Below are 23,052 nucleotides of genomic sequence, written 5' to 3' on the forward strand. Positions count from 1 at the left end.
GAAAAAATTAAACAACTCAAGCAGATTCCTTTTCAACCCTTAAAAACACTTGGCAAGACACTCGAATCATGGCAGGAAGAAGTTGCCTGCATGTTCCGTTTTGTGAAAAATAATGGAATAACAGAAGGATTTCACCGGAAAATGAAGTTGATACAACGCCGGGCTTATGGCTTTAGAAATTTTGAGAATTACCGCTTACGCGTTAGAGTTTTGTGCTGTTAGGAATAGAAAATACAATCAAATTTTGGTCGGAAAAATGCTCTGAATTTTAGCCTGCCCCTGTCTTTGGTGTAGAGCCATTTAAATTCAGTATTAATTGATCTTTTATTTGTTGAGATCATTATACTGAGCTTATTTAATCCCTACCCATTCATACATTCATCTTTGCCAAAGCTTCTAAAATAACTTTATTGAATATTTTATCATTTTAAACACAAACAATTTCATATAAGAAAAAATTGCACAAAATATTAAAGAGCTAAAACGAGAAGATGGCTACCTTCGTAATAAAGGTAGCCATCTTTCATCTAATATGCTGAATTTTCTTATCTTTTGTGGTGCCCAGGGCCGGACTTGAACCGGCACAGTCGTTGCCAACCGAGGGATTTTAAGTCCCTTGTGTCTACCAATTCCACCACCCGGGCAATTTGGGTGCTTGATGTTTTTTAAACCTTGTTTAAAGAGGCTTAACTGCGAGAATTTGATATAATCAAAGACAAAGCAGAACATCAAAATGCGTTAATGGAAAATTCCTTTTGCCATGCCTTAAGTTAAGAGTCAAGAGTTTTTATTAAAAAAAAATAAAATTTTATAAAAATAATCGCATTGTTTAAAAGAGCTTATTAAATCAAAGCGTTGCTGAATTAAAATATTATTAACCAAAGCCAAACTTTACCTTTTCAACTTTTAACTTTCTTCGTTTGAAACTTTTTGAATATTATCATCAACTTGCTGAACCGAAACCGACAAATTATTTAAAATACGCTCCCATTCCAAAGTATATTTTTCAATCGCCAAACTCAATTCTTCGCCCTCTGCTTCATTCAACAAAGGCTTGTCCGGCATAGCTTCTTTTAAAAGTTTCAACAATATTTCCAAAGCCTTAAGCTTTGAATGAAGCTTTATACCTATTGTTTTACCTTTTGAACTCTCGCTTAACTCTGCCACAACTCTTAATTTTTTCGGATCAATATTAACAGACTCCAAAACCGTTATACCGTCGGCATTCCACAAACAAAAATCATGAATCGAACTAAAAGCAATAGCACTAAGCTCTTGAATTATTTGTTCTTGTAAACGCTGTGATTCTGCCCTATGCTTTTTTGTTTTATCATTTATTCTTTTTGACGTTTTGACCAAAGAATCAGACTTTTTTTTCATTTCCATGTCCTGCCTTAATGAGTTTTGTTAATTCGTTTCAACTTATTTAGAATTAAAAATAACTCGCAGGATAAACTATGGCTTCTAAAAAAAATTATTAAATACAAGCATATAGAAAGATAAATACATATATTAATATCATAGAAAAAATGATCTTCTATTCTAATCCATTGTAATATAACGAGTTATACCAAGATTCATAAAAGCAGACAGATTGAAAGAAACGTACATTTATTTAAACAAAGTCCTTGACTCTTAGAGCCTTACTATTTTAAGCTAAAAACAATTTTTATACTCCTAACAGCAATCGAAAAAAAGCTTAAACAGCTACTTTTACGATTACTTTTAAATTATGGGCTAATCATGAAATATATTTTAAAAAATAGTGTGCATTTATTTTTTATTTGTGTTTGTTTAATCTTTTTAACAAACTTAATCGTTTTCACAGACACAAAAGTTGTGTTGGCAGAACAAAACAACTCGCTTCCGACCCCTCGCACATTATTTTCTCTTCTTCCAACGGGTATTTTTGAAAATACAGGCGTAGAATTAAGCGAAGAAGAACAACAAAAACTAATAGATAACGGCGTATCAGAAGACTGGATAATCAGCCAAGAAACAAGTAACGAACTTATTATAAACGAATTATCCGCAGACAATAAAGTTGTTTTACACGTCTTTAACCACAACCAAGGTGGTGTTGTTGTGGCCCTTGGGGCTCAAAGCGGTTTAATTTGTGCCTTAGAGCTTTGGCGTTATGATGCAAAGGGAAAAATTATTCCAATGGCTGTTCCGCTTGAACCAAATAAAAACGATTTGTTTTTACCCAACGCCCTTTCAGCAGAAATAGACACAACTATTATGCTCTGTCTTGATCACGATAAAATCAAGGTTAAACCGATACTTTGGGGAAAAGACGGTGTGGTTAACCAAAAAGAAGATTTTGAAATACATTTTTTCTGGAATGGGAACAGCTTTATTCAAAGTCGTAGCCCTTTAAATCAGTAGCCACTTGTTTCGGAGGATACCCCCAAAGCCCCCAAGCCACCAAGCCACCAAGTCCGCTGGCAGGCAAAGTCAACCTAGCGTCCTTTTGAATTTAAAGTCAATATCTACCACAAGCTCTTTAATCTTTCCAACTCGTCAGTAGCTAAAGTATTATCAAAATGTTCAACTCTAACTTTAATACCGGTTCCGCCACGAGCGTTAAAAAGGCCTTCAACCGTCATACGGCGTGGAGCTAATAAAGCGATTAAATCATCGGCGATTTGATTGGTTAAACGCTCCATAAAAGCCCCTTGATTGCGATATGAACCCATATAAAGCTTAAAAGACTTTGATTCAACACAACACAAATTAGGCACATAACGCACAATAATTGTTCCAAAATCAGGCTGTCCGGTTTTAGGGCAAAGACTAGTAAACTCGGGATAATCAAATTCAATCACATAATCTCTTTGTGGATACTGATTAGGAAACGCCTCTAAAATACTTAAACTTGGGCTATCAAAATTTATATGCCCGCTGTTGCCTAGCTTTGTTAAACCGGCGGTTTCAACACTTTCACTTATATTTTTACTCATTATTTTTTCCTTTATTAAAACTTCAAAATTATTCAAATGGATAAATTCAAGTCAATTGTAAAACAGCTTGCGATTTTTCTCAATATTTTTTATAATATGAAATTATTTCATAAAAAGAGGCGTTATGTTTTACGTTATTGCATATATAAGTTGTATTGTTATAGTTAACCAAGCTTTTGGAATTGTTCCACTATTATCTTTGCCAAATGGCGAACTCTGGTCGCCTGTCGCTCTTTTGGTCGGCTTTGTTTTTATTTTAAGAGACTATGCCCAGCGTGCCGTTGGACACTGGGTTGTCGCCGCAATGTTGATCGGTGGTATAATCAGTTGGTTTATGGCAACTCCGCAAATAGCCCTCGCCAGTATCACTGCCTTTTTAATCGGCGAATTTATGGATTGGTCTGTTTATTCTTTTACAAAACGCCCGTTTTCACAAAGAGTTTTACTCTCAAGCATAGTCAGCACACCAATCGACAGTTTTGTTTTCTTATACATGGTTGGAATTTTTTCTATTCCTTCTTTGTTTATGATGACAATCAGTAAGCTTTTAGGTGCTTGCATCGTTTACTTTATCGCTCGTAAAAAAGAACAAAATCTCGCTTTTTCTGCTCAATAACTTTTATAATTATTGTTAAAATTAGTTTTCTTAAAAAAACAGCTAAAACCTCCGCAAGTTTGTGGAGGTTTTTTTATTTTTAAAGCCGAAAATTCATACAAACCCAAAATTAAGACCATTGCAAAACTCTGTTTTGCGTGCTTTTATCATCGTTTTATATTCTGTATGAACATCGCATAAAACACTAACGACTTGACACGACCTACTTGGGTTATGCCTAAGAGCTTCTTTACATATTGCTTGGAGCGTTTTGCAATATTTTTCAGCATACTATGAATTCTAAAACTGAAAAGGAGAACTCTCATGTCAAAAAAATACTTAAGTCGCGGTCCTGAATTGTTACAAGATTTTCAAAGTCGTTTAGAACTCAACCTCCGTGAACACGGAATAAAAAAAGAAGAGGCAACACGCATTTCATTATCGATTACCCAAGAGCTAACCCATGCATGGGGCGGACAAAACATTTACTTTCCCAAAGGCACTTCTTTTAGAGCCCAAAGCCGTGATTGGCAAATATTTAACGAATTTAACGGTTCAAATCATGTAGAGTTGGCGAAAAAATATCAACTCGCAATTCAACATATTTATCGGATTATCGCCTTGTGTAGAAAAAAAAGAAAAGAAAAAACTGAAGTGATCTAAAAAGGCACATTTAAGCAAAGGATATTTATGTATAATAACCCACTTTTCTTGAAACAGATAAAACGCCATGAAGGTTGTAAAAAAAACAAAGACGGGCTTCATGTCGCATATCGTTGCACGGCAAAAAAACTCACGATCGGTTATGGGCATAATTTAGACGCCAACCCTATTCCGGGTTTAATTCTCAAAGAAAAAGACACAATAAACGAAGAACAAGCCGAACGCCTTTTAAAAGCGGATATTTTGGCGTGCATTCAAGATTTAAACAGTCATTTAAGTTGGTGGATAACGCTAAACGAAGCCCGAAAGGCTGTTTTGATAAATATGTGTTTTAACTTAGGTATAACAAAACTTTTAACCTTTAAAAAAACTTTACATTTTATACGCATTGGAAACTACAAACAGGCGGCTAAAAATATGATGTGCTCGCTTTGGTCAAAACAAGTGGGCGATGGTATCGGCGGATATTTTGACAGAGCCGAAGAACTCGCAAAACAAATGCAAAGTGGAAAATGGCAGGAGGTATAAAATGGCTCTTTGGTCAAGCATTCCTATTTTAGGCGATTTATTGGGTAAGATTGCTGATAAAATCGCACCAGATAAAGGCAAAATCATTGACGGACAAAACCGCATTAACGTTTTGATAAATATGTGTTTTAACTTAGGTATAACAAAACTTTTAACCTTTAAAAAAACTTTACATTTTATACGCCTTGGAGACTACAAACAGGCGGCTAAAAATATGATGTGCTCGCTTTGGTCAAAACAAGTGGGCGATGGTATCGGCGGATATTTTGACAGAGCCGAAGAACTCGCAAAACAAATGCAAAGCGGAAAATGGCAGGAGGTATAAAATGGCTCTTTGGTCAAGCATTCCTATTTTAGGCGATTTATTAGGTAAGATTGCTGATAAAATCGCACCCGATAAAGGCAAAATCATTGACGGACAAAACCGCATTAACGAAGCGGAACTATCAGGCGCCCCCGCCTCTCGCCTACGTTTATGGAGAAGTTTTTTAGGCTGGGTTCTCGCATTGGTGTTTGCATGGGAAATAGTCGGACGCCCGATTATGGCAACTTATTATCCCGAGATTATTTTACCGCCCTCAATGATTAAAGAAGTCTCGCATCTCTTATTGGGCATGTTAGGCTTAGGATTTTAATTTTATAAAAATAAAAGGATTTGATTATGCACTTTGATTTTGAAATATTAGTAGTCATTGCCAGCTTTACCCTACAAAGCGTAGTTTCTATCTTAGGTCTTTTAATCTGGCACGAGTTTAAACGCCTGCAATCAAAAGTTGATATTTTAGCCATACACCGCTTAGATTGCATGAATTTGTTTCCGACAAAAGAAAGTCAGCTCAGACTTTGGACAAGGCTCGACGATCACGAAAAACGCCTTGGACGCATTGAAGATACCCTCTTGTAAGCTAAAGGCTATTGTACAACAGGCTCAAAGTGGCTTACGTTAGAAAAGCGCTCCAAAAATCACAAATAAAAAAATAGTGCGGCTTTGCTAAACAATAGATTTAGATCTTTCGGGAGTCTCGCCCTGAAATAAAAAATCAAATTTAATTTTCCTGTAAAATTAATGAGTTCTGTGCATTAAGACTTTTTATTCCATTTGGATACAGAACATAAAATAATCATAAAGAACGCACAACAGGGTTTTGCACTAATCTTAAGCCAAGGTTAAACAAAATGTAAATATCCGATAAAATTATCAATATTATTTTGACGACAATCAATATAGCGACTAATATATTGAGCAAAGCTTAATTGCCTGCCGTATACGTTAAAGGTCGTTTCCGGCGTAATAAACTTTAACTTATAAAAGTCAATTAATTGAGGGTGAATGGGTTGTTCGAAATCATTATAAGTACAATTATGTGTTTCCCAAAACAGTTCATCAGGCAAGGCAATGTTAAGAGCATTAAGAATATTTTCAACAAGATAGCGACACAAAACTTTATTTGGGTGGCTAACTGTATATAAAAGTTGCCTGTCTTGCCAATTTTTACGAATAAAAGGCATTACCTTAAAATCACAAGATTTTTCTTTCTCTTCCTCACGGCTGAAACTAAATTCAATGTGGGCGTTTAAGTCAAGCTTGTTTCGCAAATCGTTTTGTAAATATAGCCTTAAAATAACACTCTTTTCAGCACCACTCGCAATCAGCTTTTCCAAAAAATTGTCATAATAATGAAACTCGCTTCGCCCCTCCCAAAACGGGTGAAACCCTCGAAAAAACACCGCAGGCAAACAAAACGCAGCGGTGTTTTTTTTTAGTTGTTTCAACAAAACGTCAGAGCTTAAATCTCCCCAAGAGTTATCAAGATATTGATATAAAAATAAATCAGCTTGAGGCAAAAGGTCTTGAGGAATTGCCTGTTTGGTATAATTTGTAAACAATTTCAAGTTCCACTCGTCAGTAAACGCAGGAATTTTATCTAAAATGGCTTGATATTCTTCGCCCTGACAATTAGCATGTAGGATACAAATTTTTTTTGTCTTTTTCATTTTAAAAGAATCTGCTATTTAAAGTTAAAAGTAAACGGGTACGATTTTATATAACCTATTAAAACAAAAAAATAAAGCCAACTTTGACTATAAGGTAATTTATGCGAAGCATTTTTTTTATTCCACATATCGATAAGACGAGTGGCGGATTAAACAATATTTATACAATAATAGAGCTTTTACAGTCTTTAAACTATAATGTTGCTTTTAGTTCTCTCGAAGAAAATAGCTTGGCGGTTAAAAACGCCAAAGAAAAAAATTTGCCTTATATTCCTTGGAATGAGCTTAATTTAAACGAAAAAGACCTCTTTATCGTGCCTGAGGGGTTTCCCAATATAATTCCTTTTGGACTAAAACATGGAGCAAGAACTATTGTTTATGTTCAAAGTTGGCATTATTTGCTTGAGGTTTTACCCGAAAACGTAACATGGAAACAGCTACCTGTTGAATTTTTAGCTGTATCTCGCCCGGTCGAATGGTTTATACAAGAAGTTTTTAATCTGAAGTCTTTGGGGGTTTTGCCCCCCGCCGTTCAAACTTGTTTTTTTGAAACCCAAAATTCAAGAGCCAAACATTTGCGAATCGCCTTTATGCCTCGTAAAAATCGCAATCTTACTCAACAAATTCAACAGATCTGCATGGCAAAACTTGCCAATAACCCAAAAATTAAAATAGAATGGCTGGAAATTGCTAATAAAACTCAAGCTGAAGTGGCAAAAATACTTTCAACAAGCGATATTTTTTTAAATACGGCTTATCCCGAAGGCTTTGGACTGCCTCCGCTCGAAGCAATGGCAACAGGCTGTATTCCCGTAGGTTTTACGGGCTTTGGCGGCTTGGATTATATGAGCAATGTTGCCCTCGAAAATTGCCCTTCCGTCGTAAACAACATCATTAACGTAACGATTAACAATAATCAAACAACGTTCCCGGAAAATGGCTTTTATGTGCCTGACGGAGATATACTTTCCGCCGCTTTGGTCTTAAGTGAGGCAATTCAATTAAAATATAACAACCCAAAACGTTGGCAAGAATTAATCATCAACGCACAAACAACAGCTCGTGCTTATAATTTAGAGCAACAACGCAAACATATTCAAGAAATATGGAAAAGTTTTGAGGCTATTGCATAATAATCTCAAAGAGGCTTCCTTTAAAATAAGTATTTTGGGGCTTAAGGCGTTTTATGCTATATGTATTCAGAGCTAAAAATAATGACAAAAGCACGAAAACTCAGTTTTGCAAGGGGCTTATTGGCTCTTTGACTTTTTCAATAATGAAATTAAAATAAAAATATTATCATCACTCCCAGATCAAACTTATGCAAACCCCTGACTTTCAAAGTATTCCCACAACACCGGGAATTTATATTTTTCAAGATATTAAAGAACGCCCGATTTATGTGGGAAAAGCTAAAATCTTACGCAATCGAGTCTCTTCTTATTTTCGCAATGAAAAAGATTTAACCCCAAAAACAAGAGCGATGTTAAGCCACGCTCATGCGTTAAACTTTATCAGCACAACTAGCGAGAAAGAAGCCCTACTCCTCGAAGCCAGTTTAATAAAAAAACATCGTCCACGTTACAATATACTTTTAAAAGATGATAAGGATCATATTTTATTCCGCTTTTTCTTAAACCACCCTTATCCTCGTTTAGAAATTTTACGTCGCCCCCAGATGCTCGGCCACAAAAAAAGCCAAGCCTTACTCTTTGGACCTTATTCCAATTCCGGTGCCGCCCGTGAAACTTGGCGTAGCATTCACAAAGCCTATCCTTTACGCAGGTGTACGGATAAAGCGATGAAAAACCGTGTTCGTCCTTGTTTATATCATTATCTTGGTCAATGTCTCGCCCCTTGTGTTTTAGATGTGGAAAAAGAAACTTATACAAAACTGGTAAAAGAAGTTTCTATGTTACTTTCGGGGCGTTCAGCCGAATTAATCAAAACGTTGAAACATGATATGCTTAATGCTTCCGAGCTGTTAGACTTTGAAAAAGCCGCCTGTTTAAGAGATCGCATAAAAAATTTAGAACACACGGTAGAACAACAAGCGGTTGTTTTTCCTGATGGTGGCGATCTTGATGTTGTTGGTTTTGCCGAACGTAGTTATGGCTTAGCCTTATGTATTTTATTTATTCGCCAAGGGGCGTTGATCGACAACCGAACCTTTACTTGGCAGGGGTTAAGCCTAGAGGAAGCTCCGACTATACTGCCAAGCGTATTGCTTCAATATTACCAAAACGCTGCCCTGATTCCACCACGCATCTTACTACCATGGGCTTTAAATAATGATGATGAAGCAAATTTTACAGATAACAATATTCCGGAACAATGTGATGAAAATAAACTTAAAACTCCGAAAACAGAAAATATACTCGCCGAACTTTTAAGCTCTTTGCGTAATGGCAACGTAAAAATCAGCGTTGCAAAAGAAGCCAATAAAGATGCGGAAAATCGCTTAATTGAACTGGCTGTTACCAATGCACGTCAAGCTCTGATCAGTGCGGAAAAAAATCCCGAAAACATTCCAATGCACCAACTTTTAGCTGAAAAGCTACATTTAAAACGCCCTGTTTATCGTATTGAAGCCGTAGATATTTCACACACAGGAGGCACAAACGTAAGAGCCGGCATGGTCGTTTTTGAAGACGGAAAAGCATTAAAAAGTGCCTATCGTTCTTATATTATAGACAATAACACCGAGCAAAATTTAAGCGATGATTACGCCAGTTTAAGCCAATGGGCAAAACGTAGAGTAGAAAGCGGGCCACCTTGGGCTGATTTAGTTTTAATCGACGGCGGAAAAGGGCAACTTGCGGCTGTTGTCCACGCCTTTAAACAAGCCGGATTAAGTATAGGCAACAAAGAAAGCGATGATTTTGCCGTTATTTCTATCGCCAAAGCCAGAACGGAAGAAGGGCGTACAGACCGCAGAGCCGGCAATATCTCCGATCGTATTTTTATGCCTGAACGCAGTAACCCGATTAATTTTAAAGCAGGTTCATCAGAACTGCTGTTTTTACAGCTCGTTAGAGATAGTGTTCATGATTTTGTAATTGGGCAACATCGTAAAGCCCGCAGTAAAACCGCTTTGCAAGCCGAACTCTTACGCCTTCCCGGAATAGGCGAAAAAACAGCTCGCTTGTTACTCACTCATTTTGGTTCGACTAAAGAAATTTTACTGGCAAAAGAAGAAGGTTTGGCAGAGATAGCAGGACTTGGAAAGCAAAAAGCCAAACAAATATGGAGCTTATTAAATTCAAAAAATTAATAAACAAAACTAAACAATTAACAGCTAAAACTTTTTATTCTTTTCAAAAAAATAAAAAAACAGCGTGCAAAGTAAAGAAAAGTTATTCAATAAAAAGTCAAATAAATTAAGCAAGTAAGGTTAAACAAAAATAATTTAAAATTCAATAGGCGAGAAAACAACGCCTACACAAAACCACGCCAATAAAGACTGCTGTTTTTACAGCTCGTTAGAGACAGCGTTCATGATTTTGTAATTGGACAACATCGCAAAGCCCGCAGTAAAACCGCATTTCAAGCCGAACTCTTACGCCTTCCCGGAATAGGCGAAAAAACAGCTCGCTTGTTACTTACTCATTTTGGCTCGATTAAAGAAATTTTACTGGCAAAAGAAGAAGGTTTGGCAGAGATAGCAGGCATAGGCAAGCAAAAAGCCAAACAAATATGGCAGTTATTCAGTAAAAAAACATAATGAAAAAGTCTGCTTTTCAAAAAGATAAAAATAACTTACTGATAAAAAACATATTATTAAAATAAAAGATCTTGTTTGCTTTTTAAGCTCAAAAACAAAACAATTATAGTGTTAAATTTATGGAGCGTGAATGCTTAATCCAAACCCAAATAATAAAAATGCCAAGCTACTTGGACGTATCGGCTACTTAAATGTACTGCCTATTTACCATGCTTTGGAATCAGGGGCAATCAAACACGGCTATCAACTTTATTACGGACCTCCTGCCTCGCTTAATACGGCAATGGAACAGGGGCGTTTGGTTGCTTCTTCTTGCTCTTGTATAGAGTACGCCCGCAGACCGGAACAGTATTTTCTTTTGCCTCGTTTGGCGATTGGCAGCGTTGGAGCTGTGCAAAGTGTTTTGATGTTATCGCAAGTCCCGATTGAAAAATTAAAAAATGAAACTATTCTTGTAAGTGCCGAAACGCATACCTCCGCCATGTTATTGCGTTTATTATTAAAAGAACGCTATAAACTAAACCCAAACTACGAAGTCGGAAACGCAACCGAAAGAGTCGCAACCGCCGCTCCGCCTCTCGCTTTTTTGGCGATTGGCGATGAAGCCATGCGTTTAAGAAAACACCCTTTATATCCTTATCAACTTGACCTTGGTGAAGCGTGGACAAGTTGGACGGGCTTACCTTGTGTCTTTGGAGTTTGGGTGATGAACCGCAATTTTCAGCCCGATTCAAAACTTGAACACCCCGCTATAATCCTTGAAAAAAGCCGAGATTGGGGAATAAAAAATTTAGATCAAATTCTCAATATCGCCGAAATAAATTATCCAAACCTTTCGAGAAATGAACTAATCGCATACTTTAAAGGGCTATCTTATGATCTCAATGAGAAAGAACAAGAAGGCTTAAATTTATTATATGCGAAATTTGCACAAGCAGGCTTTATTAATCAAGCCCCTAAATTGTGTTTTGCACAACTGTAAACAAATTATTTTAAACTTGCTCACTAAAAAACTTTCGGCTCGCCAACAATCCTTTAACATTATTGACGAACCGAAAACATATGAACGAAAAGAACAAAAAGCTGGCTTTGATTTGTTGTAAAAGCTTAAAACAAAGCATGTTCCAACAAAATAACTAGCTTGCATTATTTATTTCATATACTGCAACATTTGGTCGAGGTCTTTATCCCCACGCCCGGAAAGACAAACCACAATAAACTTATCCTTGCTCATTTTAGGGGCTATTTTTAAGGCATGAGCCAAAGCATGAGAAGATTCTAAGGCTGGCAAAATACCTTCGGAACGTGAAAGGGTAAAAAAGGCATTTTTGCCAAAATTTGCTCACTAAAAAACTTTCGGCTCGCCAACAATGCCTTTAATATTATTGACGAACCGAAAACATATGAACGAAAAGAATAAAAAGCTGGCTTTGATTTGTCGTAAAAGCTTAAAACAAAGCATGTTCCAACAAAATAACTAGCTTGCATTATTTATTTCATATACTGCAACATTTGGTCGAGGTCTTTATCCCCACGCCCGGAGAGACAAACCACAATAAACTTATCCTTGCTCATTTTAGGGGCTATTTTTAAGGCATGAGCCAGAGCATGCGAAGATTCTAAGGCGGGCAAAATACCTTCGGAACGTGAAAGGGTAAAAAAGGCATTAATCGCTTCTTCATCATTAATAATCACATAATCAGCACGCCCTTGGTCTTTGAGCATGGCATGTTCAGGACCAACTCCGGGGTAGTCAAGCCCCGCAGAGATGGAATAAACCGAAGCCGGTTCGCCCTTGTCATCTTGTAACACATAAGAACTATAGCCGTGAATTATTCCCTGCGTTCCATAAGTGATCGTAGCAGCGTGTTCTCCCATTTTATGACCAATACCGCCGGGTTCTACACCAATCAAGGCAACAGTTTTATCCTCTATAAAAGGATAAAACATACCAATAGCGTTAGAGCCACCGCCAACACAAGCGATACAAGCATCAGGCAAACGCCCCTCAGCTTCCATTGTTTGTTCCTTGGTTTCACACCCGATAACAGACTGAAAATCACGCACCATCAGCGGATAAGGGTGGGGACCCACGGCAGAACCGAGCAGATAAAAAGTATCAGGGTTCTTTATATAATCGTTGATAGCGGCATCAACAGCTTCTTTAAGAGTGCGTTGTCCTTCCATAACCGGAACAACCTCCGCCCCCATCATGTGCATGCGAGCAACGTTGGCACGTTGGCGTTTTGTGTCTTCTTCGCCCATATAGACAACACATTTCATGCCCATAAGAGCCGATACGGCGGCACTGGCAACGCCGTGTTGTCCTGCTCCCGTTTCAGCGATAATACGCTTTTTGCCCATACGTTTTGCCAAAAGAATTTGCCCAAGCGTATTGTTGATTTTATGGGCCCCAAGGTGGTTAAGGTCTTCACGCTTGAGATAAATTTTTGCCCCGCCACATTGTTCCGTCAGGTTTTTACAAAAGAAGAGCGGAGTTTCACGCCCTGCATAAGTCTTAAGATAATAAGCAAACTCTTGTTGAAACGCAGGGTCGTTTTTATACTGATTATAGGCGGCATTGAGTTCATCGAGAGAGGCTTCAAGCCCTTTAGGAACATAGCGTCCGCCATGTTTGCCGAAAATTCCGTCTGAATGTTTTTCTTGGGTTGTCATAATAATTTCCTCCGATTTTTTGATACAGCAGAGGATTCATGGCATAAAAAAATGCGGCCAGTTGTCCACTGCCGCTATTAGTTATTTTGCTCGAATATTTTATTTATTTAAAGCACGCAAAAACACACGGCTCTTTTATAAGAGCCACCACCACTGAAATAATATTGAGGAAGTTTGTATGTTCATAAACAACATTTAAAAAATATAAGCCGAATTGTCAATATTTTTTTCAAGCTTGTTTTGGGGGCTTCGTGGGTATCCCTAAAACACTATGATAAAAAAATTTTAGCTTGATTCACCTGTCTTATTTTAAAGACAAAATTAAACTTTCGATAAACAAAAGAGGCTTATTTAAAAACAACCAAAGTTTTTTCTTGACTTTTTTTCGTTTTATTGCGAAATATCTATTTCGCATGTGGGGGTATAGCTCAACTGGGAGAGCGCATGGCTGGCAGCCATGAGGTCATCGGTTCAATCCCGTTTACCTCCACCAGCAATACAAATTTAAGACCTTGTTTAAAACAGGGTCTTTTTTTATTTGACAGGTCTTCTTAATCAATGAGACAATAAAATTATTCTCGTAACAGCCCTGTATAATAGTCAAACTTGTATAATAGTCGAAAACTCTTTTTAACTCACTTTCTACTTTTACCCAAAAAACAAATTTGTTGCAACCGAAGGATAATTATGTTCAAAACCACGACAATAAAAAATTTTCTCCTGTGCTTTTGTGCCGTTAGTTATATGTTTTTAACAGTCTTTATGCCATACGTTGCTTCGGCGAGTTCTGAAAAAACTACACCACTCAACGCCTTTCACGGTGTCTGGAACTTTTCTACGGAAGAAAGCAAAAAAAACTTACAAACGTCTAATAGTCCTAATGCCGCCGAATTTATCAAAAACATAGACAATGCCAAGCCTGAGGACACGAAATTTACCTTCAGAATTGATATTGCCAATAAAACCCTTACTATTGGACACCCAGACAAGCTTGTTACACCGTTTCAGGTTATACCCTTTAGCATCAAAAAACATACAGGCAACAACCTGAGTATTGAGCTTAATACTAAAACAAGGAATGTAATCAACTTTGTGCTTCTTTCGTCATCACCCTTTTTTTTGCTACAAAGCGATATTCTTGAAGACGAAGTTCATGTTCCCGTGGTTTTGACTAAAGAACAGCCTCTTGCACGCCAAAGCGACAAAATTAATCAACAAGATTTAAAACGCCTTGAGGGAACTTGGGGAGCAACAAAACAAGAAGAAAAGAACAATTGGCGAGTAAAAGTTGAATTAAAAAACTACGAAGACAGCGACGGGGTTATTCAAATCAGCATTCCTTGGGACTCAGACGGTTACGGAAAAATACTCACCAGCAAAACAACAGTGCCATTTCGCCTGCTCTCTTGCGATGAGAAAAATGCCGTCTTGCATATTTTTCCCGCCGCACCTTTAGTTTTTGATAACAAAAATGGTAGTATCAGAACTTTTGATTTAGAGGAATTCGACATGAAAGTGCGTTTTTTGGATAAAAAACAAATTGAAGTAGATATCCCCGGCTTTGCTAAAGCTTTCCCCTTGAAAAAGTTTTAGGTTCTTGTCCGGTTGAGGTGTGTTAGTTGAAGTCTAAAATTTTAGGCTCTTGCCCAATTAAGACTAAAACTTTAACATATTTTGACACATAATTTTCAATAAATCATTTTTATTGTAACATTTTATTTCACCCTACGCTCCCATAAATTTATTTTGTGAAAGCGGTGGTTTTTTAATGGATTATAAAAAAAGTTGTTGTAAAATGTCAAAATGAAGTCGCTGTTCAAGAAGTTTACTCACGTCATTTTTTGTTGTTAAGATGCCAAAACGAAGTTGCCATTAAAAGGAACCATGGTGCGTTCAAACTTTTGATGCCGATAGGCATCAACTAATGCGTGATGCGTTTGCGGGTACAGGGCGGCAGCCCTGTTGTGGGGTTTGGAAAGGGTGACATTGTTTCGAGGGTTATACCCCCGAATCCCCCAATCCACGGGCAGGCAAAGCCAGCCTCGTGTATTCTAAACCCCTTTCCCCCGCCGGGGGGCGACCAACAAAATTTATTTAGCGGGAGTATTGGGTTTAATAATAAAGTTATAATAAAAATGTAATTTTATTATATTTTACTCTCTATGCTCCCACGAAATTACCTTTTTCGGTCGCCTCAGACTATTCATATAATAAACTTGTTTTTATTATAATCTATTAAAAAAACTAACGCTCCCACGAAATAAACCTCTTTCGGTCGCCTCCGGCTATTCATATAATAAATTCATTTTATTATTATATTATATTTAAACTTCATACTCCCACGAAATTAAGTTCGTTGGTCGCCTCCGGCGGGCACGGGGAAAATGTTTTCCCCTTTGCATTCCCGCCATAAGGGTCTGGTTGCCCCTTAACCCCACTGCCGCAAATACATTAGTTGATGCCTAAGCGGCATCAAAAGTGGGTACGCACCACAGTCTCTTTTATTGGCAAGCTAAAACTATGCTGTTGGGAAAGATTAATAGTGTTTAAAGCATCTTGTAATAATTAAGTGTATTAATTAGAAATATAAAGAAGACGCCCCAAAGTGTTCATTTTGTGGAATCGTTCGTTTTTTAATGGATTACAAAAAAAGTTGTTGTAAAATGCCAAAACGAAGTTGCCATTAAAAGGAACCATGGTGCGTTCAAACTTTTGATGCCGTTAGGCATCAACTAATGCGTGATGCGTTTGCGGGTACAGGGCGGCAGCCCTGTTGTGGGGTTTGGAAAGGGTTTCACATAAAACCCTTTCCCCCGCCGGGGGGCGACCAACAAAATTTATTTAGCGGGAGTATGAAGTTTAAATAATAAAGTTATAATAAAAATGTAATTTTATTATAGATATTGGAGACGACCGAAAGAGTTTTATTTCGTGGGAGTATTGGTATTAAAATAAAATATAATAATAAATGAATTTTATTATAGGTATTGGAGGCAACCGCAAAAGATTTATTTCAGGAGAGCGTGGGATTAAATAATAAAGTTAGGGCCAAGACTAAATCAGCATTAACAAGCGTGCTGTAAATAACGTGCTATCCAGTCATGGCAAAGAAAAACCAACTTACTTTTTCTTTGTGCAAAGACCTAATATATTATCAGAAATTCCACTAGCTTGACGATAAGCAAGGCACTTTTCCGGCTGTCCCGCACAACATTCTTCGGTTAAAAAGCCAACGATATTCAACATTAAAGGAATATTTGCCCGATAACGCAAAAAACGCCCTTCTTGTTCCACAAATACAAGCTCGGCAAACAACAAGGCTTTTAAATGAAACGAAAGGTTAGTTGAGGGAATGCCGATTAACTCGGCAATATCTCCGGCAACAAGCCCGGAATCGCCATGTTTGACAAGTAATTTAAAAATATTCAGGCGTATTTCAGAAGACAAAGCTTCAAATATTTTAGCAGCATTCAGAGTGTTCATTCTTTTATAATTCAACACTCCGCCAATTAAGTCAAGCGAGATTTATCAGAATAAAGACCATTTCAAACCTCTGTTTTGCGTGCTTTTATCATATCGCGATTGCTCTGCATACACATAGCATAACGCATCTTAATTCGCAAAACTACTCACTTTACAGGGAAGTTAAATGCTCCCTTGGTTTCTAAGATACCCCCGAAACCCCGCAAGCGTCTCTCTCATTATTCTTGGCTTTTGGAGTGTATTCCTAACAAAAGGCACTTAGAGACTATTATACAATAGTTTCTAATAAACTGCCTGCAAAAATAGTTTTTAAAACCTCCGTTTGGCGTGCTTTTGTCATCACGTTATGCCCTGCATGCACATAGCAATAACGAGTCTTAAATAAATTCGGTACGCTTTTTGCTAAACAAGTTCTTTGAAGCCATTTTATTGACAAAATGATTGTAATATTGAGTCTTGGCTAAAAAAATAAGAGCAACAGCTTATGTCAAAATTTCAATTTAATTTGGAACAGGTTTTAAAATATCGTGTTCAACTTGAAGAGCAAGCGAGTATTCAACACGCTCAAGCAAAACAAGCACACGATATAAAAAAAGCAGAACTGGAAGAACTTAAACAACTTTTGCAAAACCACGAAAAAGAGTGGTCTAACAAAATAGAGTTTTCTCCCTCCGAATTATGGTTGGCAAGACATTATGAAACAGCCCTTAAAGAAGACATCAACATTACAACAGAAAATGTAACAGCTCTTTATCGTGAGCTGGAAAGATGCAGAAATGAGTTAATCAAAAAGGCTCAAGAACGAGAATTATTGGAAAAACTGAAGTTAAAACAGGCGGAACGTTATGAATATGAAGAAAGACAAAAAGAACTTAAAATCAATGACGAAACAGCAACCTTACGCTATGGCATTAAGCCCGTCTAAGCTATGTCGCTGGCTATTATTGGCGGTGTTTATGAAACTTGCCATTTTAACTTTTGTTTTTACTGATCTTGTCCCAAATCTTTTAAAAGATCAGGGGGCTTTATTAAACTCTCAAAGCGTTGCTTTAACGGATAATAATGAAAATGAAACGCTAAAGAACAGCGATACAAAAAAATTGATTCAGGTTAATCAAGCCGTGGCGCAAACAGCCACACCCGCTTCCAAACAGACAGCGCCAAAACAACCGGCTGTCGATTCTTTGACTAAAGAAGCAATGCAACAGCGTTATGACGATTTAAGCAGAAAAGAACAAGAGTTAAGAGCAATCGAAAAGGGTATTGATACTAAACTTGAAGACTTAAAAAAACTTGAATCCAAGCTCCAGAGCATGTTAAAAGAAGCAGACGAGCTTAAAGACGTAAGATATAAACACCTTATTGATGTTTATTCAAATATGAAAGCCAAACAAGCCGCAGAAGTTTTACAAACTCTTGATGAAAAAATTGCAGTCAAAATTTTGGCCGGCATGAAAGGTCGTCAAGCCGGAGAAATCCTAACTTATGTTATTCCGGCTAAAGCTGCACGTCTTTCCGAGTCGTTGACTAAAATGCAGATGAGTTTTGAATAAGTTGTTTGACAGACCACAATAAAAGTTTCTCTTTTATAAAATTAAACCTTTGTAATAAAGTATCATAGTGTGCTTTATTACAAAGGTTTTTTGTGGTATAAATATCGTTGCTGAAAAACTAAAAGCTAAGGGCAAACCTTGCACCAAATTCCCAACCATTTTCCGCACCCGTGATCTTCCCAACGCCTGCTTGCACATTAAAATTTGAATAAGGGTCGGCGCTAACATTCAACTCAAACTTTTTACTGTCGGCGGCTTGAGAAGAAAATGGCGTAACGTCATAATTGTACAACACAAAATTTTCTTTGGGGTTTATTTCTTTTGTTTCGGCATAGCTCAGAGTCGTTTTAAGCCAAGGTGTTTTACTAAAACTAAAATCTGCTCCGAGACCAAAACGCAAAAGTTTACTTTCGTGAGTGGAAACATAAAGTTTTGTTTCATCTTTTAATTTAATTATATGAGCTTGTTCACCATACCAAATACCGCCTATTTCCGGTACAATTCTGAAATTTTCAAGATAAGGTATTTTAATATTTAACATACTTAAAGGAATAGAAAAGGAAAGGTTAGAGGCGGCACCAACACAATTGTTTTCCCAAGTTTCCGTGAGTTGTATACTCTTATTTTCCAACTCATTGGTATAATCTCCATTAAAAGAAGCCAACATAAAACTCACACCAAATTCCTCGGCATTATTTTCACGAGTTTTGTTTTTACGCAAAGCGGGAAAAAAATCCCAAATAAAATAAGCCGTGAGCATTTTGGAAACTGTTGTATTGGTGAATTTATAATTACTCTGATCGGTAAAATTTGTTTCAGAACGAAAATATGGCGTTATATCACCGCCCAAAGAAAGGTCGCCGTATTCGGTTCTGAATTTGATAAATTCAAGCGTATAATTAACACTCTGAGTCTCAGTTTGAGAATTATGCAAACTTGAGTTTTTGGTCTGTTTTATATTTCCATAAACGGCGTTATAACCATGTCGCCTAAACCTTACAATATTACCCAACTCTTCGTCTGTAACATTAAATAGATTGTTGTTTGAGTTTACTTCACTTCCGCTTGAATCAAAACTTGCTTGATCGTTTTCGGAATAAGCAATTAACTCTTCTGTTTCTTGAGTTTCTGGGTTTAAAATCTTATTCGGAGAAACTCTTTTAAACGGTACATAAGAAAACTTTGTACTCTTTGCCTTTCTTTTGGGTTCAGCTTCATTTTTAGGAGCATATTTGTGTTGGCGACGTTTTAATAAGCTCAAGTTAGACATGGTATTGGACAAAGATGAGATATTTTGCAACTTTATTGCATTATGGCTATCAATAAAGGCTTTTTCTATAGATATTTTGTCTGTTAAGACCAAATCCCAAGTTCCATAATCTTGTCCGGGAGTTAAACTATAAATATAGTTGCCCGCTCTTACTTTATCACCGATAAGCCCGGGGTTTTCGGGGCTTTCTTCGGCAACTGTTATCCTAAGCATTGGCAAAGCCGGGTTTGGCGGTGCGACCGGGATAATTTTTATGAGCGGAGAACCCTCAAAATAAGAATATGCAAGGTTTACTCTATCGCTTTGTCCCGTGCTGAAATCAGTACGCAACAAAACAGCTCCATTATTGTTTTCAATATAATCGGCATAAAAATAAAGAGTTCCAAAACTCTCTTGGTCGGCAATACTCAAACGTGTATTCGGCTGAATAAAAATTGCTCCTAAGTCCATAAAGTGAGCACTTTTAATATCACCGCTTAAAAACATGATATCGTCGCCGCCGTTTCCCCTTATGCCTTGGAAAAACGTTCCACCGCTTATATCAAAATAATCTTGATAATAACTGCCTTGAATTGAACCGTAAAAAGTTCCGCCTTGAACACTTATATTAAGAGAATCAGCATCTAACGCCAGCATTTCTCCTTCAAAAACACCACCTTCAATAAAAATTTGATCATGTCCAGCTTGCGTGTCTAAAGAATAACTATCCAAAAAGCTGTGCGGAACGGCTTTTAATACGGCGGAGTTTGTGATATAAAAAATATCATCATTGCTTGTGCCGATAATCGCTTCGGCATATTCACCGTTAATAAAAAAAGTACTTGCACATAATGGATTTACTGGCAAAATAAAAAGTAACAACAGGCTAATGTTTAACACTGCTTTAATATGCTTTTTGATTATAACAAAGTCCATTTTTTATCATAACATACTATTTTTACAGTGCAACACATTAGATATTTCTATATTTATGTAGAAATATATATTTGTTTTATTTTTTTATGTTTTATTGTTTTTTAACCTATTGATTATTATCATCTCAAGTACAAGTTGAATTTGACTATTTGAGACTGTTTCAAAATAGGCTCAAAGTGCCTTTCCTACAGGAAGACGCTCCAAAAAACACGAATTCTGTAACAGCTTTTAATTTTTCGAGGTTTTTATGTTTAGATTAGAAAGTTTTTTTTATAAAAATAAATATATGTTCAAAAGTTTGATGATTTTTTGTTTGATGGGCTTTGTTTTGTTAAGCTCTTTTTCAACGGTTTTTGCTCAAACGTCAAACTCTACTGCACCTACTACAACCAAGGAAGAAAAAAAAGAAGTAACCCAACAAGAAAGCGTTGTGATTGATGCGTGGACTCAGCGTATTCAAGATTTAACGGTAATTTTAAAAGACCTTGAAGACAAACGCAAAGAACTAAATAAAGAGCTTAGAGAAGCCGATACTTTGTTAAAAGGCTTTCAAAGAGAATATCAAAACCTGTTTGCCTTGTTTCAATTAAGTCGAAGTAATCCGAGCGAACTTGATTCTATTGCCGAACAATTTGCTGCTTTAAGAAACAACCTTGTGGCGGGAATGGCGGATATTAGAACGTTAGACAACAACTTTTCTCAACAATATGATGATTTTTCCATCATGCAAAAAGAATTATCAAATCATCTCGCCCTTGAACGTACAACAGAAGCAACAAAAGATATTCAAAATTCCTTAAATACAGTTGAACAAACCATGAAAAAACTCGGTATTATGCGTTCGAGCCTGTCTTTAGTGCTTGAGCCGAGTAACGATTTGCGTACGAAAATTGATCAAGCTTTACAGCAAATCAGAGAGCAGCTACCTGTTTTATGGTTAAACTTTTATTTAACTCAAACCGGTTCTTTGCTTGATTTAAGCGCTTGGACAGATAGCCTTAAACAACTTACGGTTTGGACGGCATCATTAAATACTTTCAACAAGTTTTTTACCCCTACTGCGGGTATCTCGTTTAACGGTATGTTTTTTCGTTTTTGTTTTTCTTTAACCCTTTTATTGTGTTTAACTTATCTTTTATATAAAAAAGTAAGAAAAGAAAAAGAAGATGCCGACTATAGCGTACATTATTCTTATATTTTCCGTTATTGTCTACCTTTGTTGTCTGTGGGCTTTGCTTTATATTTTGCCTCTTGGCATCAAAAGGCGGGGTTTTATCAACCCGGAATTATGCTTGGCAATTTATTTTGGCTTTACGGAGAATCATACTTAGCGTGGAACTTACGCTGTATTGCCGATGATATTTATAGCGACCCGCGTTCCCCCCTGTCTTTATTGCTCTTACCCGTTGTAGCTGGAATTTTGTTAATGGTAATCGGCTTACCGGGAAATGTCTTGGCGTTGTCGTGGATAGTTATTTTAATTTTATCTTATCTTTTAAGAAGTTATTATCGAAGCTCTTTGACTCTTCTTCCAAACTTTGAAGGTTTTGTTTTAAAAATAGAACCCTATATTTATGTTATTTCTTTTTTAGCTTCGGCTTTTGGCTGGGTACATCTCGGCATTCCCTTCTTTCTTATTACTGTGGCTGTTTTTATAAGTATTCAAGTCGGGTTGGCGGCAAGTAGTATTCTTTCAATAAAAAGTCGCTCAATTTCAAGAGAAGGCTTTGAAGCTATTTACCATGCGATTTTAATTGCCCTTGGAACCCCTTTGGTCTGGATTTTTTCAATAGTCAGCTTGTTCCCTTGGGTAACGGCTCTACCGGGAAGTTTACACCTTATTGTCAGCTTGATGGAAAGAAACTTAAGCGTTGGTGAAGCTTCGTTTAGTTTTGTGCGTATTTTTTCATTGATCTTTATTTTTTATGTTGCTCATGGTTTTTTAAGTGTGGCAAAGTCATTTTTACAAAACTTACCTTCAAAAGTGCCTTCGCTTGAACGTGGAGTTGTAGGTCCCCTGCAAACAGGTCTAACTTATTCTGTTTGGGGAGTTTTCGGCCTTTTTGCTTTAAACGCCGTTGGAATGAGCTTTACCAGTATTACGGTTATTGCCGGGGGCTTGAGCGTTGGTATCGGTTTTGGATTACAGGCTTTGTTTAATAACTTTATTAGTGGAATTATTTTAATTTTCGGGCGTTCTTTACTAGAGGGAGATGTTATTCAAGTTGGAGAGATTTGGGGCGTTGTTCAACGCATAAATATTCGCTCGACAGCGGTAAGAACCTTTGAGAATGCCGTTATTTTTGTTCCAAACTCTGACTTGATTTCAAAAAACTTAGTTAACTGGACAAACAATGATCGCCGTATTCGCCGTGATATTACGGTTACCGTAGCCTATAACAGCGACGTTCAACTCGTAGAAGAGTTATTGTTAAAAATAGCCTCAGAACAAAAAGGCGTTTTACATTACCCGGCTCCCGTTGTTTTTTGTCAACACTTTGGAACGCTTGGAATAGACTTTACTTTGCGCCTTTGGGTTGAAGATATAGACTTGATGGTCGCTGTTCCTTCAGCCATTCGCTTTAACATGAAAAAGATTTTACACGAAAACAATGTTTCAATTCCAACCCTTAGCTCGTCTTTATCGGAATTATAGTTTTAAAAAGACCTTGGGTTTTTACTTTTTA

The 23,052-nt window shown here is 37.0% G+C and carries 22 protein-coding genes, 2 tRNA genes and 1 pseudogene; 17 read left to right on the plus strand and 8 right to left on the minus strand.

Annotation, left to right across the window (positions count from 1 at the left end; genetic code table 11):
• The coding region (locus BT999_RS10400; RefSeq protein WP_143145550.1) for a transposase at positions 1 to 222 on the plus strand (222 nt) is incomplete at its 5' end.
• 333 nt (positions 223 to 555) lie between these two features.
• Here BT999_RS10400 and BT999_RS10405 read toward each other — a convergent pair.
• A tRNA-Leu gene (locus BT999_RS10405) sits at positions 556 to 644 on the minus strand.
• 262 nt (positions 645 to 906) lie between these two features.
• On the minus strand, positions 907 to 1,380 hold the full coding sequence (locus BT999_RS10410; RefSeq protein WP_072697733.1) for a terminase small subunit: 474 nt from the start codon (positions 1,378 to 1,380) through the stop codon (positions 907 to 909).
• Between the two features lie 363 nt (positions 1,381 to 1,743).
• On the opposite strand from BT999_RS10410, the gene BT999_RS10415 reads away from it, so the two are divergent.
• Positions 1,744 to 2,388, plus strand: coding sequence for a hypothetical protein (locus BT999_RS10415; RefSeq protein ID WP_072697734.1), 645 nt, complete (start codon positions 1,744 to 1,746; stop codon positions 2,386 to 2,388).
• Positions 2,389 to 2,492: 104 nt separating this feature from the next.
• Here the strand turns inward: BT999_RS10415 and queF are convergent, their stop codons facing one another.
• Positions 2,493 to 2,963: a preQ(1) synthase gene (gene queF / locus BT999_RS10420; protein WP_072697735.1), complete on the minus strand. Its 471-nt coding sequence runs from the start codon at positions 2,961 to 2,963 to the stop codon at positions 2,493 to 2,495.
• A 124-nt stretch (positions 2,964 to 3,087) separates the two neighbouring features.
• On the opposite strand from queF, the gene BT999_RS10425 reads away from it, so the two are divergent.
• From BT999_RS10425 to BT999_RS10450, 6 genes are all read left to right on the plus strand, one after another.
• Positions 3,088 to 3,579, plus strand: coding sequence for a VUT family protein (locus tag BT999_RS10425; RefSeq protein WP_072697736.1), 492 nt, complete (start codon positions 3,088 to 3,090; stop codon positions 3,577 to 3,579).
• A 303-nt stretch (positions 3,580 to 3,882) separates the two neighbouring features.
• Entirely contained in the window at positions 3,883 to 4,221 is a 339-nt protein-coding gene (locus BT999_RS10430) for a Mor transcription activator family protein (protein WP_072697737.1), read from the plus strand.
• Positions 4,222 to 4,248: 27 nt separating this feature from the next.
• Positions 4,249 to 4,749: a glycoside hydrolase family protein gene (locus tag BT999_RS10435; protein ID WP_072697738.1), complete on the plus strand. Its 501-nt coding sequence runs from the start codon at positions 4,249 to 4,251 to the stop codon at positions 4,747 to 4,749.
• Position 4,750: 1 nt separating this feature from the next.
• Positions 4,751 to 5,074, plus strand: coding sequence for a lysozyme family protein (locus BT999_RS10440; protein ID WP_072697739.1), 324 nt, complete (start codon positions 4,751 to 4,753; stop codon positions 5,072 to 5,074).
• Between the two features lies 1 nt (position 5,075).
• On the plus strand, positions 5,076 to 5,384 hold the full coding sequence (locus BT999_RS10445; protein WP_072697740.1) for a 3TM-type holin: 309 nt from the start codon (positions 5,076 to 5,078) through the stop codon (positions 5,382 to 5,384).
• Between the two features lie 26 nt (positions 5,385 to 5,410).
• Entirely contained in the window at positions 5,411 to 5,653 is a 243-nt protein-coding gene (locus BT999_RS10450) for a hypothetical protein (RefSeq protein WP_072697741.1), read from the plus strand.
• Between the two features lie 263 nt (positions 5,654 to 5,916).
• Here the strand turns inward: BT999_RS10450 and BT999_RS10455 are convergent, their stop codons facing one another.
• Positions 5,917 to 6,744: a WcbI family polysaccharide biosynthesis putative acetyltransferase gene (locus BT999_RS10455; RefSeq protein ID WP_072697742.1), complete on the minus strand. Its 828-nt coding sequence runs from the start codon at positions 6,742 to 6,744 to the stop codon at positions 5,917 to 5,919.
• Positions 6,745 to 6,845: 101 nt separating this feature from the next.
• Here BT999_RS10455 and BT999_RS10460 point away from each other — a divergent pair, with 101 nt between their 5' ends.
• The 4 genes from BT999_RS10460 to BT999_RS10475 all read left to right on the plus strand — a co-directional run bounded on the left by BT999_RS10460 (position 6,846) and on the right by BT999_RS10475 (position 11,450).
• Positions 6,846 to 7,877: a glycosyltransferase gene (locus BT999_RS10460; RefSeq protein WP_072697743.1), complete on the plus strand. Its 1,032-nt coding sequence runs from the start codon at positions 6,846 to 6,848 to the stop codon at positions 7,875 to 7,877.
• Positions 7,878 to 8,065: 188 nt separating this feature from the next.
• Positions 8,066 to 10,018, plus strand: a complete 1,953-nt coding sequence (gene uvrC, locus BT999_RS10465) for an excinuclease ABC subunit UvrC (protein WP_072697744.1) — start codon at positions 8,066 to 8,068, stop codon at positions 10,016 to 10,018.
• A gap of 234 nt (positions 10,019 to 10,252) precedes the next feature.
• Positions 10,253 to 10,468 (plus strand): helix-hairpin-helix domain-containing protein, encoded by a 216-nt coding sequence (locus BT999_RS12720; RefSeq protein ID WP_281246540.1) that lies wholly within the window; start codon positions 10,253 to 10,255, stop codon positions 10,466 to 10,468.
• Positions 10,469 to 10,598: 130 nt separating this feature from the next.
• Positions 10,599 to 11,450, plus strand: coding sequence for a menaquinone biosynthetic enzyme MqnA/MqnD family protein (locus tag BT999_RS10475; protein ID WP_072697745.1), 852 nt, complete (start codon positions 10,599 to 10,601; stop codon positions 11,448 to 11,450).
• 168 nt (positions 11,451 to 11,618) lie between these two features.
• On the opposite strand, the pseudogene BT999_RS12440 reads toward BT999_RS10475, so the two are convergent.
• Both BT999_RS12440 and trpB read right to left on the minus strand, forming a co-directional pair.
• Positions 11,619 to 11,795: pseudogene (locus tag BT999_RS12440) on the minus strand (tryptophan synthase subunit beta); the annotation flags it as partial.
• A gap of 164 nt (positions 11,796 to 11,959) precedes the next feature.
• The gene (gene trpB / locus BT999_RS10480) at positions 11,960 to 13,144 is read right to left on the minus strand and encodes a tryptophan synthase subunit beta (RefSeq protein WP_072697746.1); all 1,185 of its coding nucleotides are present in this window, start codon (positions 13,142 to 13,144) and stop codon (positions 11,960 to 11,962) included.
• A gap of 417 nt (positions 13,145 to 13,561) precedes the next feature.
• On the opposite strand from trpB, the gene BT999_RS10485 reads away from it, so the two are divergent.
• Both BT999_RS10485 and BT999_RS10490 read left to right on the plus strand, forming a co-directional pair.
• Positions 13,562 to 13,637 (plus strand) — tRNA-Ala (locus tag BT999_RS10485).
• Positions 13,638 to 13,906: 269 nt separating this feature from the next.
• Entirely contained in the window at positions 13,907 to 14,737 is an 831-nt protein-coding gene (locus tag BT999_RS10490; protein ID WP_143145552.1) for a hypothetical protein, read from the plus strand.
• Between the two features lie 1,527 nt (positions 14,738 to 16,264).
• Here BT999_RS10490 and BT999_RS10495 read toward each other — a convergent pair.
• On the minus strand, positions 16,265 to 16,627 hold the full coding sequence (locus BT999_RS10495; protein WP_072697748.1) for an ArsR/SmtB family transcription factor: 363 nt from the start codon (positions 16,625 to 16,627) through the stop codon (positions 16,265 to 16,267).
• A 484-nt stretch (positions 16,628 to 17,111) separates the two neighbouring features.
• Here BT999_RS10495 and fliJ point away from each other — a divergent pair, with 484 nt between their 5' ends.
• Complete coding sequence (gene fliJ / locus BT999_RS10500; RefSeq protein ID WP_072697749.1) at positions 17,112 to 17,552, plus strand: flagellar export protein FliJ; 441 nt, start codon at positions 17,112 to 17,114, stop codon at positions 17,550 to 17,552.
• Complete coding sequence (locus BT999_RS10505) at positions 17,473 to 18,180, plus strand: MotE family protein (RefSeq protein ID WP_245791012.1); 708 nt, start codon at positions 17,473 to 17,475, stop codon at positions 18,178 to 18,180. Before fliJ ends, BT999_RS10505 begins: the two co-directional genes overlap by 80 nt.
• Positions 18,181 to 18,298: 118 nt before the next feature.
• On the opposite strand, the gene BT999_RS10510 is transcribed toward BT999_RS10505, so the two are convergent.
• Positions 18,299 to 20,365 carry a hypothetical protein gene (locus tag BT999_RS10510; RefSeq protein ID WP_072697751.1) on the minus strand — a complete coding sequence of 689 codons (2,067 nt, stop codon included), beginning with the start codon at positions 20,363 to 20,365 and terminating at the stop codon, positions 18,299 to 18,301.
• A 247-nt stretch (positions 20,366 to 20,612) separates the two neighbouring features.
• Here BT999_RS10510 and BT999_RS10515 point away from each other — a divergent pair, with 247 nt between their 5' ends.
• Positions 20,613 to 23,021, plus strand: a complete 2,409-nt coding sequence (locus BT999_RS10515; protein ID WP_072697752.1) for a mechanosensitive ion channel domain-containing protein — start codon at positions 20,613 to 20,615, stop codon at positions 23,019 to 23,021.
• The last annotated feature ends 31 nt before the right edge of the window (positions 23,022 to 23,052 follow it).

The sequence above is a fragment of the Desulfovibrio litoralis DSM 11393 genome, assembly GCF_900143255.1.
GTDB lineage: Bacteria > Desulfobacterota > Desulfovibrionia > Desulfovibrionales > Desulfovibrionaceae > Frigididesulfovibrio_A > Frigididesulfovibrio_A litoralis.

Coding starts and splice junctions, on each gene's coding strand:
- BT999_RS10410 (WP_072697733.1), bottom strand. CDS start 1,380: ATGAAAAAAAAGTCTGATTCTTTGGTCAAAACGTCAAAAAGAATAAAT.
- uvrC (WP_072697744.1), top strand. CDS start 8,066: ATGCAAACCCCTGACTTTCAAAGTATTCCCACAACACCGGGAATTTAT.
- BT999_RS10505 (WP_245791012.1), top strand. CDS start 17,473: ATGAATATGAAGAAAGACAAAAAGAACTTAAAATCAATGACGAAACAG.
- BT999_RS10415 (WP_072697734.1), top strand. CDS start 1,744: ATGAAATATATTTTAAAAAATAGTGTGCATTTATTTTTTATTTGTGTT.
- BT999_RS10460 (WP_072697743.1), top strand. CDS start 6,846: ATGCGAAGCATTTTTTTTATTCCACATATCGATAAGACGAGTGGCGGA.
- queF (WP_072697735.1), bottom strand. CDS start 2,963: ATGAGTAAAAATATAAGTGAAAGTGTTGAAACCGCCGGTTTAACAAAG.
- BT999_RS10425 (WP_072697736.1), top strand. CDS start 3,088: ATGTTTTACGTTATTGCATATATAAGTTGTATTGTTATAGTTAACCAA.
- BT999_RS10450 (WP_072697741.1), top strand. CDS start 5,411: ATGCACTTTGATTTTGAAATATTAGTAGTCATTGCCAGCTTTACCCTA.
- trpB (WP_072697746.1), bottom strand. CDS start 13,144: ATGACAACCCAAGAAAAACATTCAGACGGAATTTTCGGCAAACATGGC.
- fliJ (WP_072697749.1), top strand. CDS start 17,112: ATGTCAAAATTTCAATTTAATTTGGAACAGGTTTTAAAATATCGTGTT.
- BT999_RS10475 (WP_072697745.1), top strand. CDS start 10,599: ATGCTTAATCCAAACCCAAATAATAAAAATGCCAAGCTACTTGGACGT.
- BT999_RS10445 (WP_072697740.1), top strand. CDS start 5,076: ATGGCTCTTTGGTCAAGCATTCCTATTTTAGGCGATTTATTAGGTAAG.
- BT999_RS10495 (WP_072697748.1), bottom strand. CDS start 16,627: ATGAACACTCTGAATGCTGCTAAAATATTTGAAGCTTTGTCTTCTGAA.
- BT999_RS10515 (WP_072697752.1), top strand. CDS start 20,613: ATGTTTAGATTAGAAAGTTTTTTTTATAAAAATAAATATATGTTCAAA.
- BT999_RS10440 (WP_072697739.1), top strand. CDS start 4,751: ATGGCTCTTTGGTCAAGCATTCCTATTTTAGGCGATTTATTGGGTAAG.
- BT999_RS10455 (WP_072697742.1), bottom strand. CDS start 6,744: ATGAAAAAGACAAAAAAAATTTGTATCCTACATGCTAATTGTCAGGGC.
- BT999_RS10435 (WP_072697738.1), top strand. CDS start 4,249: ATGTATAATAACCCACTTTTCTTGAAACAGATAAAACGCCATGAAGGT.
- BT999_RS10490 (WP_143145552.1), top strand. CDS start 13,907: ATGCCATACGTTGCTTCGGCGAGTTCTGAAAAAACTACACCACTCAAC.
- BT999_RS10430 (WP_072697737.1), top strand. CDS start 3,883: ATGTCAAAAAAATACTTAAGTCGCGGTCCTGAATTGTTACAAGATTTT.
- BT999_RS10510 (WP_072697751.1), bottom strand. CDS start 20,365: ATGGACTTTGTTATAATCAAAAAGCATATTAAAGCAGTGTTAAACATT.